Source organism: Alphaproteobacteria bacterium, assembly GCA_033344895.1.
In the GTDB taxonomy this organism is placed as follows: Bacteria; Pseudomonadota; Alphaproteobacteria; order UBA8366; family Aestuariispiraceae; genus Pacificispira.
Map to the genome: position 1 here is coordinate 4,097,051 of JAWPMN010000001.1, position 13,176 is coordinate 4,110,226.

Genomic DNA, 13,176 nt, shown 5'->3' on the forward strand with positions numbered 1-13,176 from the left:
TCCGAGTGGCTGGGGAACCTGGATTCGAACCAGGACTAACGGAGTCAGAGTCCGTGGGTCTACCGTTAACCTATTCCCCATCAGAGGTCCGGTGCGCCGGACGGGCGGGTACATAACGATTTCCGACGACGAGGTCAACCGCTCCGGCGGATAAGATTTGCAGATCGTATCATAAAACCGACGCCCTGTCGTCTTGCGCCCGGTTCCTGTTTTCAACGACCAAGCGACAGTCTATACTGGAACGACCATTCCACAATCGACAGCCGGAGCATTTCTCATGACCATCGAACTGTTCGAACTGCGCGGCAAGGACCCGGACCTCCGGTTCAGCCCCAATGTCTGGCCGACGCGCATGGCGCTTGTGCACAAGCAACTGCCTTTCACTTCCGTGCCCTGGCGCTTCACCGAAAAGGACGCAATCGCCTTCTCGGGCCAGAAAATGGTGCCGGTGATCCGCGACGCCGGAAAATCGGTCCACGATTCCTGGGCCATCGCGAATTATCTCGAAGACACTTATCCGGATCGCCCCAGCCTTTTCGGCGGTCCTGCGGGCAAGGCCGGCATCGTCTTCTTCCGTCGCTACGTCACGACAATCTATGGTGCGGCCGCCCCGATCGCGGTCCTGCCCGTCTGGAACTGCCTCGATGAAGAGGATCAAGCCTATTTTCGGGACACCCGCGAGGCCCGCCTGGGCAGGAAACTTGAAGATGTCTGCGGAGATATCGCCCAAAGGCTCGACACTTTCAGGACGGCCCTGGGGCCGATGCGCGCCATGCTGGGCGACCAGCCCTTTGCCGGTGGCGACGCCCCGCTTTATTCAGACCACATGCTTTTCGGTGTGATCCAATGGCTCCGCTGTGTCGCGGATGTTGACCTGTTCGAAAAGGATGACCCCGTCGCCGACTGGGTCGAACGCATGCTGGATGCCTATGACGGGCATGCCCGCGCGGCAAAGACCTGCCGAACGGCAGCTTGATACCGCGGAGAGTCTTACAGGGATCGCCGGCCGCCCTATGCTGCACTGCGGTATTCGGTTTTTGCACGGCGACCCTGCCCTTTATGCAATTGTTAAATGTCCCGGCGACATCCATTTCCAGCGCAGTCGCCGGGACGCGCTGTTACCCCCAACACCACGGCCCGGATCCAATAACTCGAAGTTGGAGTAAGCCAAATGGCCGTAACCACACTCGACGCCGCCCGCAGCGCCCAGCCGACGAAAGTCGGGTCCTTCACCGTTCCCGCCGCCCTGTCCGGCTTCGTGAACCGCATCGCGAACTATCTGGAACGTCGCAAGGCCGTTTCGCAGTTGCAGTCGCTGACGGACCGGGAACTGGCTGATATCGGCCTGACGCGCACCGAAATCGAGAGCGCTGTCGCCGGTCGGTAAGCCCGGAGAGTACATCGTCCGGCAGGTCGTCCCCCAAGGGCCGGCCGGACCTGTAAGAACCCCCGCCCCGGGTGACCGCGGTGGGGGTTTTGCATTTTGGTATCCAGCTGCCGCGAAATGACGCACATTGAAAAGTTTTGGCCGTGGTCGTGCCATGCCAAAACCGCAGAGACCCCCTGCTTTTTCTGCAATTGCCGCATGTCGCAAAAGCGATCATTTAGGCGCCAGAAACGGTGCCCCGGACGCCCGCGCCCAAAGCCCGAAATCGAAACCGCTAGTTTCTGGAGATCGAACCATGGCTGTTACCACGCTCGACACCGGCGCTCGCGAAATCACGGTTAAGGACCTGATCGCGCGCGGCGTATTCTCTGTCATTGCCCAGTTGGAAGCGGCGGCCCAGGCCGTTGCGGACTATCGCGCCCGCCGTGCCACCGCGGCACAGTTGCATGCCCTGTCCGACCAGATGCTGTCTGACATCGGCCTGACGCGCGACAGCATCGACACGTCGCTGTCCCTGCGCTGAGCAGATTGCGGTCCCGGATTTAGACCGGGCTACACCGCCAGTTGAAGTTCGACCCCGCCCGGCCCGGCCGCGGCGGGGTTCTTTCTGGCCGGAACACCGCATTACACGCATTTGGACCCGCGTTTATGCCGTAGACGCGCGAACGGATATGGCTTAAGACTATCAGGGTAAACCGGGGCAGGCTTCAGGAGAAACCACGCCCTATAGTAACGGTTGGGGATTCGGGGAAGATACGCAAGACATCCGTACCCTGGCCAGGGAGTAGCGAAGGAGCGCCAGTTTCCCATGAATCGCCGTTTACCGCCCGCCGTCGTTCAGGAGCGGGTGACCGTTCAAGTGAAGTGGTTCAACCCGACCAAAGGCTTCGGTTTCGTCGTTCCGGAAGATGACGACAACAGCGATGCATTTCTGCACGCGTCGGTTCTTCCGTTGGAAGACGCAGCATCCATTACCGAAGGTGTGACCCTGGTCTGCGATCTCGCGCAGGGCCAGAAAGGCCTTATGGTCTCCACCGTGTATTCCGTCGATGCCTCGACGGCTGCGCCGCAGGCCAGCCGTGGACCGGGGCCGGGCCCGCGCCCGGGCGGTTTCGGCGGCGGTATGGACCGTGGCCCCCGCCACCAGCCAGGCCCGCCCGGCGAGCCGGGCGAAGGCACCGTGAAGTTCTTCAACGACGCCAAGGGTTTCGGTTTCGTGACCCCGGATAACGGCGGCCAGGACGTTTTCGTCTCCGCCCGGATCCTGGGACGTGCTGGAATGCAGACGTTGGAAACCGCTCAACGGGTCCGTTACGTGGCGCGCCAAGGGGACAAGGGACCGATGGCGGAGAAGATCGAGCCGCTTTAAGGCCGATCAATCGATCCGTTTTCGGAGAATCGGCGCGGCCCTATCCAGCCGCATCGGATTGTTATGTGCGCTTTGCCGCACCAGAATTTGAATGCACATCGCGTGCATGAAGAGAGGGAGGCTGCCACCGGGCACCCTCCCTCTCTTGCGTTTCAAGAGGCGTCTTCGCTAATCCCCGGGCAGGTCGTAGTAGTCGCCCTGCCCATCCAGATGAATATGCTGCGTCATCTTCACGCCTGTCTTTCCGTCGATCGTGCCCGCGGCCACGGATATCCGCGCCTCAGATTCCGGCTTGAAGAACAGATTGCCGCCACATCGGTTGCAGAATCCCCGCCGAGCCGTCTCAGAAGACCTGAACCAGGTCAGCGTCTCGTCCGCAACGAGCGCGAACTGGGACTCCGGCACAGACGTCATGGCTACGAAATGCCCTGATGTCTTGCGGCACTGGCTGCAATGGCAACCGATCACGTCCCGCAACGGCGGCTCCAGACGAAAGCGCACACCGCCGCAGTAACACCCGCCCGTCAGAAATTCAGCCATTCTCTCCCCCTATGATAAGGCAATTCAGGACCCGAAGCGCAGGAAGGCCCGGACCTCGATACTGTGGCGCGGCGGCGCATCCGCCGGTGTGCCCCGAAGCTCGAACGCCGAATGCGGCGTGAAACGGGCACGGCCGTCCCGCGCACTGTCGTAGCCTTTGATCAGCAACGCCTCATCGGTCGTCATCCCCGGGAAATAGACCCACTTCTGATCCGGATTGTAGCTCAGATGGTAGATGTGGCCGACCCGGTCGTCATAGATCAGGGCGGTGTCACGCAAATCATGGGGGCCAAGCGAACGGGCGTCGACCAGTGCCAGCGGCAATGCCCGGACCGGGCCCCGCAGCGGGCGCCACAGGTTGACCTGGGCAACCCGGCCTTTCAGCCAGTCTCGGGCGGCCTCGTCCCCGACCAGCTGGGCCAGGCGGACAGGCGCCGATTCATGGGTGTAGTCGTTGTGAACGTTCTGGACCGGCCGCCGGACCGTGTCACTGCCCGTGATTCGGATCGTATGATCGAAGATCAGGACCTCGGTGGCGCCTGTCGCGCGCCGGAAAATCGCCTCGACTTCCGGATAGTACACCTTTGAGATATCGGGGTGATCCGGGTTTTCCACCGGGCCCAGTTGGGTAGGGGCGCGAACCAGTTCAAATCCGGAAGTGTCCAGGCCATAATCGTTCTGAAGCAGGCGGCCATCGGCAACCTGAACCTCGCGGCGTTCCGCCTCGTAGTTGCGTTTCGCCTCGCCGCTTGCCCCGTGATAGCGCGCCTCAGGCACACGGATCCCGGCAGGGACAAAGTTCATTTCCGCTTGGGTGAAGGGGTATTGCGTCATGGCAGACCTTCTTTCAGTTTGCGTTAAACGTTCCTTTGCGCCCCCTCAAGCACATCCCCTATCTTGTCGCTGAAACTGGTAAGGACAAACGATGTTTCGTTGTATTATTTTTAAGTTGTGCTAATGAATGTGAATGGCTGACCGACTGCCGCCCCTCACCGCGATCCGGATGTTTGAATCCGTTGCACGGAATCTCAGCTTTTCCCGTGCCGCGCAGGAACTGAACGTGACCCCGGCGGCCGTCAGCCAGCAAATCCGATTGCTGGAAGATCACTATGGCGTTCAGCTATTCATCCGGTCGACGCGACGCCTGGAACTGACCCCGGACGCCGCGGCCATCCTGCCCGCCGTACGAAGCGGATTTTCGTCATTCAGGGATGTCCACACGCGGCTTTCCGCCAGTCGAGAGGCCGGCATGCTGACGGTCAGCGTTTATCCCACCCTGGCCGAGAAATGGTTGATTCCACGCCTGGAACGGTTTCGAAAGGCCCATCCCGATATCGACCTGCGCATTCACGCTTCGGACGACTTTGCCGATTTTGCGCGCGGCGGCATCGATATCGCCATTCGATACGGGACCGGCAACTATCCCGAACTGACGGTCATTCCCTTCCTGGAAGAGAAAGTGTTCCCCGTCTGCAGTCCTGCCCTCGCGACCCAGTTGAAACGTCCCGAGGACCTGCGCGGCCAGACATTGCTGCACGCGGAGTGGCGTATGGAGCGGGAAGCCGGCGCCAACTGGCGGCTCTGGCTTAAGGCGGCACATTTGGACGATATCGATCCGGTACGCGGCATGCGCTTCAATATGGAGGCGATGCTGGTTCAGGCGGCAATCGACGGGCTGGGGGTCGCATTGGCCCCCTCAACCCTTGTCGGTGGCGATCTGGAATCCGGCAGGCTGGTTCGTCCGTTCGGCGAGTCACATGAGATCGCCCCGGAATTCGCGCATTACATCGTCTACCCGAAGGCTTCAGAAAGCATCCCCAAGGTCACAGCCTTTCGGGACTGGGCCCTTGACGAGGGCGGCCGCATCAACCCTTGAGGCTGGCGGCGTGACGCTTTGCGAGATCGGCATAATGCGTCCGCGTCCAGGTCATCATTTCGACCTCCCGATCCGAAAGCGGCCGTTTGCAGGAAGCCGGCGATCCGGTCCACAGCTCCCCCCGGCGCACGATCTTTCCCGGGGTCACAAGGGCTCCGGCCGCGACCATGGCCCCGCCTTCAACGATGGCGCCATCCATGACCACCGCCTTCATGCCCACGAAGGACCCGCTTTCCAGCGTACAGGCATGGATCAGCGCCATATGCCCGATCGATACGTCGTCGCCGATATAGGTGCCCTGCCCCTTCGACGCGACATGGATCACGGTTCCGTCCTGTATATTGACGCGGGCGCCGATGCGGATCTCGTTCACATCACCACGAACCACACAGCCATACCAGATACCGGTATCGGCACCGACTTCGACATCCCCGATGACCTTGGCGCCGGGCGCAACGAACACACTGTCGTGCAGTTTGGGCATTGTGCCGTCGAACGGCAGAATGTCGCTGTTCATGATACCTCGCTTTCGCCGACCGCTGCCGGTTTGGCGGCGGTGGCGCCACTGAGATGGTGGAAGCTGACCTCCGCGCCATAGAACCGCGCGGCAATTGTGGAGACGGTCTCCGGATCGCCGCTCGTCAAGAGCGTCAGCCCCGGCGCTTCACTGGGGTCGCGCCTGAACTCCGGGTGACGCGACAGGTAGGATACCAGGCTCTGGGCAACGACATCGGGTTGGTCCATGACCCGGATTTCCTTCGGCAAGGCGCCGCGAAAGTAGTCGCCGACCAAAGGAAAATGGGTGCAGCCCAGCACCACGAGGTCAATCTGCGTTCGCCCGGCCTTTGCCAGCAATTGACCGGCATAACGCTCAACGCCGCGTTTCAGGGCGTCCTCGTTCAGCCCTTCCTCTATCGCCTCCGCCAGGCGCGGACAGGGCTGTTGAATAACGGACATGGATGGTGCCCGCGCCTTGATTTCATTCGGAAAGGAACGGCTTTCGACCGTCCTGCGCGTGGCAAACACGCCGACGGTTCGGGCGGCACGCGGCGGGGCATAGGGTGACGGCCCGCGGACATACCAGTCCTGCGCGGTCAACGCCTCCACCACCGGAACGAATACCCCCAGAATGCGCTTTTCCGGCGCGACGGAAGGCAACCATTCCGTCTGCAGACGTCGAAGGGCCACGGCCGAAGCCGTATTGCAGGCCAGGACCACGAGATTGCAGCCCCGATCGAAGAGATCCGCGATCCGGCGTCGGGTCAGCTGATAGATTTCCTCGTTCGAACGCATGCCATAGGGCGCATAGGCATGGTCGCCAAGATACAGGAAGCGTTCATCCGGCAGGGTCGCGGTAAGTGCCCGAAGAACGGTCAGGCCGCCATGCCCGGAATCGAAAACGCCGATCATTCGATATGGGCCGGCCGATCCAGACCCTCGTCCTCGGGCAGACCGAGCATGATGTTCAGATTTTGGACAGCCTGACCGGACGCCCCCTTGCCCAGATTGTCCAACTGACCGACCACGACGGCCTGCCCCTCCGCCTCATTGGCGAAGACATGCAGGCGCAATTCGTTGGTTCCGTTCAGGGACTCCGGATCGATCTTCGTAGCTGCAACACTGTCCTTCAGATCGGTCACGGTGACATAGCGCTGCCCCGCATAATGGTCCGACAACGCCCTGTGCACCTGTTCGACGGTCGGTTGGCCCGGCATCGCCCACAGTTGCAGCGGGATCTGAACCAGCATGCCCTGGGCAAATCGGCCGACGCTGGGCACGAAGAGCGGCCGCTTGTCCAGGCGGCCCCATTTCTGGATCTCCGGCACATGTTTGTGGGAGAGCCCCAGCCCATAGACCCGGAAGGATTCTTCGGTATACGCCTCGGACGCACTATCCTCGAATGCGGCGATCAGTTGCTTTCCGCCGCCGCTGTAGCCGGAAACGGCATTGATGGTGACCGGCCAGTCGGATGGCACGAGTCCCGCCGCCACCAGCGGATTCAGGATCGCGACGGAGGTGATGGCATAGCAGCCGGGATTGCTGACCAACCGGCCGGCAGCGACTTCCGACCGGCTGTCCGCGGAGTATTCCGGAAAGCCATAGACCCAGCCCGATGCCGTCCTGTGCGCGGAAGAGGCGTCGATCACACGTGTTTTGTCGTTGTCGATCAGGGAAACCGCTTCCTTCGCGGCCTCGTCCGGAAGACAGAGAATGACGAGATCGGCATCGTTCAGGGCTTCCCGACGCGCCGCGGCATCCTTTCGGCGGGCATCGTCCAGACGAATGAAATCCAGTCCCGGACGGCCTATCAGCCGACTCTTGATTTGCAGCCCCGTCGTTCCGGCTTCGCCGTCGATGAAGATCGTTGCGCCCATGTGATGCCGCCATACCGTAAAGAGTTAACAAGCTACTCGGCGCCATGGATACATGGTTTGCCGAAGGCTTCAAGTCAGCCGGCGGCTATTCCCGCCCGCCGCCGACGCTTTCCAGCCGATCGCGCAATCCGGGATGCGACGACAGCAGACCGGTTTCCTCACAATCCTCGCCGCAGTTTTCCAGAACGCGTCGCAGCAGCGTGATCATGGCCTCGGGATCGCGCCCCAGTTTGCGCATGATATCCGCCGATACGCGATCCGCCTCGGTCTCAAACTCCCGGGAATAGGACAGTTCAGCAACGGCAGCGCCGGTTGCGGCCAGTTCCTCCAGAAGCGAAGAGGAATCCCCCAGGAAAATCGTGACGAGAATCCCCAGCCCAGCCGCACGTGCGATTTTCCGGACACTGTGGCGATGTTGAACATGCCCGACTTCATGCGCCAGCACCCCGGCCAGTTCGTCATCATGCTTGGCAAGGGCGACCAGTCCGTCAAAGAGAACGATCGTGCCGTCCGGCAAGGCAATGGCGTTCTGGTCCAGTCCCTTGAAACGGCCCTTCCGATACCGAAGGCGGACATCCTCCGGCGACAGATCGGAGACTCGGACGATGGCATGAAATATCTCGTTCAGTTCGCTCTTTCGCCGGGGCGAAATCCGGCTTTCGAGGAATAGCGTCCCATCCATCTGTTCGAAGGTGGATTGTCCGATCGCCCGATCGACCGACCGGGGCAACGCCTGTGCCACACCGTCCGCCGCAAGGGGATACAGGTACCAGAGCGCAATCGGCATCAGGACGGCCGCGACGATCAGAAACGCCCATTTTGCCGGACTGAGGCCCAGGGATGCGGGACGACGCCGGTCGCGTCGTTCGGCAAGCGCCAAGGCCGCCTCAACAGCGTCATGATCGTCGCATTCGAAAACTTCGCCGCTCCGAAACGTCAGGCGCCGGGGCAACCCGGTAACCGGACGGTCGATGCGCAGTTCAGTCATCGAATGGATCGGACCCGTGCTTCCATCCGGGTAATCCTGACAGACGGATCCGGCACCGAACAGCAACGCAGCCTCCGTGTAGCTGCTGCTGCCGGCCTGAAACAGGCGCCCTTCGATGCGATGTGTTCTTCCCCGGCGATCAGATGCCGCTGAAGACTCCATCCGAAATGCCCTCCATGGCCCCGAATTCGCTGACGGCGGCGCCTCCCGGATCAACATCTCTGGAAACAAATGTGTCCAGATCGCCGTTGGCCAGAAGAGCCGTGTGATCCATCAGATAGCGGTGAATCTGAACCGTTGCCCAGGGAATGAGCAACCCCAGACTGACCGTTGCCAGCAAACCGCGCGACAGGACCATCCAGCCAAACCGGAATGCCGTCACGTTGCTGTCGAAACGATGCCCACCCTGAAGCCACAAGTTCTGAAGCACTGCATTCCGCAGCGCTGCCTTCAGGATGAACGACAGAAAATACATCAACAGCATGAACACGATCATGGCCCCGAAGATCACCATCGCTAACGCAGGAGGCGGCTGCGCACCAGCCTGCGCGCTTTCCATGAGATTCACGAACCAGAATCCCACCCCGGCGCCGAGCGCGGCCGTTGCCGGGACCGCAATCAACAGCATGATCGCAAACGCCTTGTACAACGGAGCCAGCGGCACATCCACATCGAACCGGGCGCGGCCGAGCCGGACATTCTTAAGGGCAAATTCCTGAAATTTCGCCTGATACCAGGGATAGGCAATACCCAGGGTCAGACCGACAACGAAGGGCGCGATCGACAACACAAAGAACGCGCTGCCATAGGTGCCGGTAAAGTCGAAGCGCACATTGCGATAGCTCGTGTTGCGCAAATGGAACCGAAAACTGCGCAGCACGATGTACGGAATACCGAAAAAGAACAGTGCAAAGGCAAGCGGTCCGATGAAGACGAGCGCGTTGGGCGGCGCGAAATTCAAGACGATCTGAAGCGCCACAATCACGCCGACCGCAATAAACCGGCCGATCAGAATGACAACCGGGCTGGCATGATAATCGAACCCATGTCCGGCCACGACCGTATTGCCCATCCTGTAGCGTCGGCGTTCGACCGTGCCCCAGGCGTCATAGATGCCGAGTGTCACCACGGCCAGCAGCACTGTTCGCAGACAGATTGCGAAATACGCCCCTGCTTCACCCTTGAAAACAAATGGATGGCGGGTAAGCGAAGCCTGCGCTTCGTCTGCTGAGACTGCGAATGACATGGGGCCCCCTTCCCGCCGGTGTAGCTTTTACTGGCGCGCGGTACGCGCAGTGCGGGAAACAATAGCCGGTCAGCCGACGCAGGCAACGATTAATGACGTGCCCGGCGGGGACAAATCAGTCCGATCACGCAGGCTCGGCGGTCCGGCGCCAAAATCCGATGCGTGTCCAAACCCTCTCATGCACCGCATAGGCCACCGTTTGGACCAGCGGCTCGACGAGGCCGATGCTCAACGCAATCCTCCAGTCGCCGGACAGGGCGTAAGCCACGGAGACGGCGACGAGGAGGTGCATCACACTGTAACTGGCTGTTTTGACGACGTTTCTGTACATCTGCTCGCTCCATAGGTTCGTTACCGGAACCGATAACCATTCTATATATGCGAACGATTATTAGTTTCAATATACATCAATCCACAAAGTAGCCGCACCCGGGACGAAACGGAATATCCGTAGAACCATAATCAAGTCCGAGCCGATGTAGTTCCGCGGTCACCTGACTGCGATGGTGGGTCTGATGGTTGAACATCTGTACGACAAGCAGCCATCGAGGAATCGACTTCGCACCCGGCATGCGCGGACTGCGAACATCCGCCTCCCCGGCCAGCCATTCCAGTTCCCAATTTTCAGCGAACCCTTTCAGATCGGCGTCTGTTTGCTTTCGGACAGACATCAACTCCTGCCAGTCCGGCCAGATCATGTCGCTGTAGGAACTGGGCGGCGGCGTGTCGCTGTTCAGGTAGGTCAGGATGGCGCGATCGACCATCAGGACATGATCCAGCGTGTGATGGATCGAGCCGAAGAACATGCCGCGGTCCTCGCGACGTACCTCTTCCCCGATCTCCTCGCACAGATCGAAAGTGACACCGTTCTGCCACTCGTTATGGGCACTCAGCTCACGAAGGTAGGCCCTGGAGATCATTCCGCTGCCCCCGACACACCGCGCCGCAGCAGGCATACAGCCTTCTTGCCGCCCTCGGTATCCTGCTCCCCCACGGTAATGAACCCGAGGGCCGCGTGAAAGCGCAACGACCCGCCGTTGAACGGCTTCAGGTTGACCTCACAGGTAACGGCGCGCGTTCCCTCCCGTGACGCAGCGATCCGGAAGATATCTTCGTACAATGCCTTCCCAACGCCGCGTCCGCGCGCGGCATCGGACACCATGATCCGGTCCAGATACAGGAAATCGTCCATTCGGGAATCGAACCAAAGGTAGTTCATGCTGTCATGGTCGACACCGGGGGCCAGTGTCATCGCCACACCAACAGGCTGCCCGTCGATCTCCGCGACGCGGGTTCTTGCCGTCTTTCCGACCAATGCCCAAAGGCGTTCCTTCGATAGCTGATTGACTGCCGGAAGGCAGGCTTCGTTCAGGGCGTGGAGCCAATCGGCATCGCCGTCTCGGATGTCGCGAATATCCATTTTTTCCTCAGAGCCATTTTTTGATGCGGAAGAGCAGCCATGCCCCGATTCCAAGACCAACCAACAGGACGCAGACGATCCAGAACGCCGCCAAATCCTCATTGATGCCCGGAAGCCCCGTTACGAAACCCAGAGGGAGAAAGAAGCCGGTCCCGCGGTCGGCCCAGGCGCGCTTCGCCTCGTCAACAGAGAGGCTCTGCCCGCCAACGTTTCCGTCCAGGCGACAGGCACAGATGAAGGGGGATTGCTTCATGAACGGATGCTAGTCGGAATTGCGGCAGCACGTCGAGTTATGCCTGCGTCGAGCAGGAACGAATGACCTTTTCCGGCGGGATCAGCACGTGAACCTGCGTACCGACTCCGTATTCGCTTTCAATCTTCAGGTCGTAGTTCATGGCGTCGCAGAGGCGATCGACGATCGACAGCCCGATTCCGGACCCGGATTCGCCCTGAACATGGGGCGCGCGCAACTGGGTAAACGGCTCCAGAACTCGTTTCAGGTCTTCCCCTTTTATGCCGATCCCGCTGTCGGAGACGACGATCAGACAGCCTCCTTCCTCCGTGCCTGAAAGAGATACCGTCACCTTGCCGCCACTGCGGGTAAACTTGACCGCATTCGACATCAGGTTGATCAGAACCTGCCGCAAGGCGCGACTGTCGCCCAGCACGAGGCAATCTGTCGGGGTCTCCACAGCCACTGCAATCGATCGTTCCGCTGCCTGGTCCTTCACCACGCTGACACTAGCGGCCACGACTTCCGCCAGTTCGACCTTCTCTTCCTGGATATCCAGCCGCCCGGACTCGATCTTCGACAGGTCGAGGATGTCGCCGATCAGTTCCATCAGATGCGTACCGCTGCGCCGTATGTCGGCGGCATAGTCCCGATATCGGTCACTGCCGATCGGTCCGAACACCTCACCCTCCAGTACCTGCGAAAATCCGAGGATGGCATTCAACGGCGTTCGGATTTCATGGCTCATATTGGCCAGAAAATCCGTCTTCGCCCGGTTTGCGAGTTCTGCGTCCTCTTTCGCCAGTAGCAGCTCTTCCTCGATTAGTTTGCGCTCGGTGATGTCGACTTCAATGCCGCCGATGGCGGTGACGTTGCCGTCTTCATCCAGAACCGGAAACTTCAGAACCTCCAGAAAGTTGGTCTTACCATCGACCGTTTCCTGGGAATCGAAGACGACCGCTTCCTTCGTCTCGATGATGCGCTTGTCCGCGGCCTGCTGTTCGGGTCGGGCCGGATATCCGGTTGTCTGAAGTATCGTAGACCCCAGCAGCCGATCCTGTTCGACGCCGACGGATCGGCAGAAGGCCGGATTGGCAAGAATGTAGACCCCGTCGAGATCCTTCAGATAGATGCCGACGGGCGCGTGGTGCAGAATGGCGCGTATCCAGCGATCAGACTTGGACAGGCGTCTTGAAATCTTCAGGACTTCGGTCTGGTCCGAGACTACGGCACCAAGTCCAAGCAACTCGTCGTCCTTTCCGAGAATCGGGAACTTGCTGAGGCGCAGGTCCCGCGCGCCCAATGCGGTCTCAACCCTTGCATCGCGCACGATCGCCGTGCGCCCGCTCAGGACCGCCAGATCGTGTTCTCGGATCAGATCGACGCTGCCTTCCGGCACATACTGGCTCGGCAGTGTCCCGACCAGATCGGCCTGATTCACGCCGATCAGCCGTTCGAAACTACGGTTGATGCGCAGATAGCGTCCCTGATCGTCCTTCAGATACATTTCGACGGGCGCCTGGTCGAACATGGCCTCCAGCAGCGCCAGGCGTTCCGCATCGCCCTCTGAAAGCGCCTGATCGCGGGGCATCTTCATCACACCGCGAACGGCACAGACGAACGAAACAAGGGCCACGAGCCCTGACAGGCCGACCGCTCCACCCGCCCCGCCGGTGCCGAGAAGATAAAACGTCAACGAACCGGACAGGACGGCAACGACAATGGAACTGAGCATAAACCAAC

General features: G+C 60.5%; 17 protein-coding genes and 1 tRNA gene. 5 read left to right on the forward strand and 13 right to left on the reverse strand.

Annotated elements, in window-relative coordinates; all coding sequences use genetic code 11:
• Positions 1 to 6: 6 nt before the first annotated feature.
• Positions 7 to 80 (reverse strand) — tRNA-Gln (locus R8L07_19480).
• 197 nt (positions 81 to 277) lie between these two features.
• Between R8L07_19480 and R8L07_19485 the strand changes: the two genes are divergently transcribed.
• The 4 genes from R8L07_19485 to R8L07_19500 all read left to right on the forward strand — a co-directional run bounded on the left by R8L07_19485 (position 278) and on the right by R8L07_19500 (position 2,756).
• Positions 278 to 976 (forward strand): glutathione S-transferase family protein, encoded by a 699-nt coding sequence (locus R8L07_19485; GenBank protein ID MDW3207723.1) that lies wholly within the window; start codon positions 278 to 280, stop codon positions 974 to 976.
• Positions 977 to 1,171: 195 nt separating this feature from the next.
• The gene (locus R8L07_19490; protein ID MDW3207724.1) at positions 1,172 to 1,387 is read left to right on the forward strand and encodes a DUF1127 domain-containing protein; all 216 of its coding nucleotides are present in this window, start codon (positions 1,172 to 1,174) and stop codon (positions 1,385 to 1,387) included.
• Between the two features lie 295 nt (positions 1,388 to 1,682).
• On the forward strand, positions 1,683 to 1,910 hold the full coding sequence (locus R8L07_19495; GenBank protein ID MDW3207725.1) for a DUF1127 domain-containing protein: 228 nt from the start codon (positions 1,683 to 1,685) through the stop codon (positions 1,908 to 1,910).
• Between the two features lie 285 nt (positions 1,911 to 2,195).
• Positions 2,196 to 2,756, forward strand: coding sequence for a cold-shock protein (locus R8L07_19500; GenBank protein MDW3207726.1), 561 nt, complete (start codon positions 2,196 to 2,198; stop codon positions 2,754 to 2,756).
• A gap of 168 nt (positions 2,757 to 2,924) precedes the next feature.
• Here the strand turns inward: R8L07_19500 and R8L07_19505 are convergent, their stop codons facing one another.
• Together R8L07_19505 and R8L07_19510 are read right to left on the reverse strand one after the other, a co-directional pair.
• Entirely contained in the window at positions 2,925 to 3,296 is a 372-nt protein-coding gene (locus tag R8L07_19505; protein ID MDW3207727.1) for a GFA family protein, read from the reverse strand.
• A gap of 24 nt (positions 3,297 to 3,320) precedes the next feature.
• Positions 3,321 to 4,130 carry a CmcJ/NvfI family oxidoreductase gene (locus tag R8L07_19510; GenBank protein ID MDW3207728.1) on the reverse strand — a complete coding sequence of 270 codons (810 nt, stop codon included), beginning with the start codon at positions 4,128 to 4,130 and terminating at the stop codon, positions 3,321 to 3,323.
• Positions 4,131 to 4,263: 133 nt separating this feature from the next.
• Here R8L07_19510 and gcvA point away from each other — a divergent pair, with 133 nt between their 5' ends.
• Entirely contained in the window at positions 4,264 to 5,172 is a 909-nt protein-coding gene (gcvA, locus tag R8L07_19515; protein MDW3207729.1) for a transcriptional regulator GcvA, read from the forward strand.
• On the opposite strand, the gene R8L07_19520 is transcribed toward gcvA, so the two are convergent.
• The 10 genes from R8L07_19520 to R8L07_19565 form a co-directional block, all read right to left on the reverse strand.
• The gene (locus R8L07_19520; protein MDW3207730.1) at positions 5,162 to 5,689 is read right to left on the reverse strand and encodes a gamma carbonic anhydrase family protein; all 528 of its coding nucleotides are present in this window, start codon (positions 5,687 to 5,689) and stop codon (positions 5,162 to 5,164) included. The genes gcvA and R8L07_19520 overlap by 11 nt on opposite strands.
• Positions 5,686 to 6,582: an aspartate/glutamate racemase family protein gene (locus tag R8L07_19525; protein MDW3207731.1), complete on the reverse strand. Its 897-nt coding sequence runs from the start codon at positions 6,580 to 6,582 to the stop codon at positions 5,686 to 5,688. Before R8L07_19525 ends, R8L07_19520 begins: the two co-directional genes overlap by 4 nt.
• A complete protein-coding gene (gene argC, locus R8L07_19530; protein MDW3207732.1) occupies positions 6,579 to 7,547 on the reverse strand; it encodes an N-acetyl-gamma-glutamyl-phosphate reductase in 969 nt (322 codons plus the stop codon). Before argC ends, R8L07_19525 begins: the two co-directional genes overlap by 4 nt.
• Positions 7,548 to 7,632: 85 nt before the next feature.
• A complete protein-coding gene (locus R8L07_19535) occupies positions 7,633 to 8,697 on the reverse strand; it encodes a M48 family metallopeptidase (GenBank protein MDW3207733.1) in 1,065 nt (354 codons plus the stop codon).
• Complete coding sequence (locus tag R8L07_19540) at positions 8,675 to 9,781, reverse strand: YjgN family protein (GenBank protein ID MDW3207734.1); 1,107 nt, start codon at positions 9,779 to 9,781, stop codon at positions 8,675 to 8,677. Before R8L07_19540 ends, R8L07_19535 begins: the two co-directional genes overlap by 23 nt.
• A gap of 124 nt (positions 9,782 to 9,905) precedes the next feature.
• Entirely contained in the window at positions 9,906 to 10,112 is a 207-nt protein-coding gene (locus R8L07_19545) for a DUF2061 domain-containing protein (protein MDW3207735.1), read from the reverse strand.
• 76 nt (positions 10,113 to 10,188) lie between these two features.
• Positions 10,189 to 10,701, reverse strand: coding sequence for a DinB family protein (locus R8L07_19550; GenBank protein ID MDW3207736.1), 513 nt, complete (start codon positions 10,699 to 10,701; stop codon positions 10,189 to 10,191).
• Entirely contained in the window at positions 10,698 to 11,201 is a 504-nt protein-coding gene (locus R8L07_19555) for a GNAT family N-acetyltransferase (protein ID MDW3207737.1), read from the reverse strand. Before R8L07_19555 ends, R8L07_19550 begins: the two co-directional genes overlap by 4 nt.
• 7 nt (positions 11,202 to 11,208) lie before the next feature.
• Positions 11,209 to 11,454 carry a hypothetical protein gene (locus R8L07_19560; protein MDW3207738.1) on the reverse strand — a complete coding sequence of 82 codons (246 nt, stop codon included), beginning with the start codon at positions 11,452 to 11,454 and terminating at the stop codon, positions 11,209 to 11,211.
• Between the two features lie 37 nt (positions 11,455 to 11,491).
• Positions 11,492 to 13,168, reverse strand: a complete 1,677-nt coding sequence (locus R8L07_19565; protein MDW3207739.1) for a PAS domain-containing sensor histidine kinase — start codon at positions 13,166 to 13,168, stop codon at positions 11,492 to 11,494.
• Positions 13,169 to 13,176: the final 8 nt, after the last annotated feature.

Excerpts from the sequence above, each read along its gene's own strand:
- R8L07_19565 (MDW3207739.1), bottom strand. The coding sequence starts at position 13,168 with ATGCTCAGTTCCATTGTCGTTGCCGTCCTGTCCGGTTCGTTGACGTTT.
- R8L07_19510 (MDW3207728.1), bottom strand. The coding sequence starts at position 4,130 with ATGACGCAATACCCCTTCACCCAAGCGGAAATGAACTTTGTCCCTGCC.
- R8L07_19485 (MDW3207723.1), top strand. The coding sequence starts at position 278 with ATGACCATCGAACTGTTCGAACTGCGCGGCAAGGACCCGGACCTCCGG.
- R8L07_19550 (MDW3207736.1), bottom strand. The coding sequence starts at position 10,701 with ATGATCTCCAGGGCCTACCTTCGTGAGCTGAGTGCCCATAACGAGTGG.
- R8L07_19555 (MDW3207737.1), bottom strand. The coding sequence starts at position 11,201 with ATGGATATTCGCGACATCCGAGACGGCGATGCCGATTGGCTCCACGCC.
- argC (MDW3207732.1), bottom strand. The coding sequence starts at position 7,547 with ATGGGCGCAACGATCTTCATCGACGGCGAAGCCGGAACGACGGGGCTG.
- R8L07_19545 (MDW3207735.1), bottom strand. The coding sequence starts at position 10,112 with ATGTACAGAAACGTCGTCAAAACAGCCAGTTACAGTGTGATGCACCTC.
- R8L07_19560 (MDW3207738.1), bottom strand. The coding sequence starts at position 11,454 with ATGAAGCAATCCCCCTTCATCTGTGCCTGTCGCCTGGACGGAAACGTT.
- R8L07_19535 (MDW3207733.1), bottom strand. The coding sequence starts at position 8,697 with ATGGAGTCTTCAGCGGCATCTGATCGCCGGGGAAGAACACATCGCATC.
- gcvA (MDW3207729.1), top strand. The coding sequence starts at position 4,264 with ATGGCTGACCGACTGCCGCCCCTCACCGCGATCCGGATGTTTGAATCC.
- R8L07_19525 (MDW3207731.1), bottom strand. The coding sequence starts at position 6,582 with ATGATCGGCGTTTTCGATTCCGGGCATGGCGGCCTGACCGTTCTTCGG.
- R8L07_19505 (MDW3207727.1), bottom strand. The coding sequence starts at position 3,296 with ATGGCTGAATTTCTGACGGGCGGGTGTTACTGCGGCGGTGTGCGCTTT.
- R8L07_19540 (MDW3207734.1), bottom strand. The coding sequence starts at position 9,781 with ATGTCATTCGCAGTCTCAGCAGACGAAGCGCAGGCTTCGCTTACCCGC.
- R8L07_19520 (MDW3207730.1), bottom strand. The coding sequence starts at position 5,689 with ATGAACAGCGACATTCTGCCGTTCGACGGCACAATGCCCAAACTGCAC.
- R8L07_19500 (MDW3207726.1), top strand. The coding sequence starts at position 2,196 with ATGAATCGCCGTTTACCGCCCGCCGTCGTTCAGGAGCGGGTGACCGTT.
- R8L07_19490 (MDW3207724.1), top strand. The coding sequence starts at position 1,172 with ATGGCCGTAACCACACTCGACGCCGCCCGCAGCGCCCAGCCGACGAAA.
- R8L07_19495 (MDW3207725.1), top strand. The coding sequence starts at position 1,683 with ATGGCTGTTACCACGCTCGACACCGGCGCTCGCGAAATCACGGTTAAG.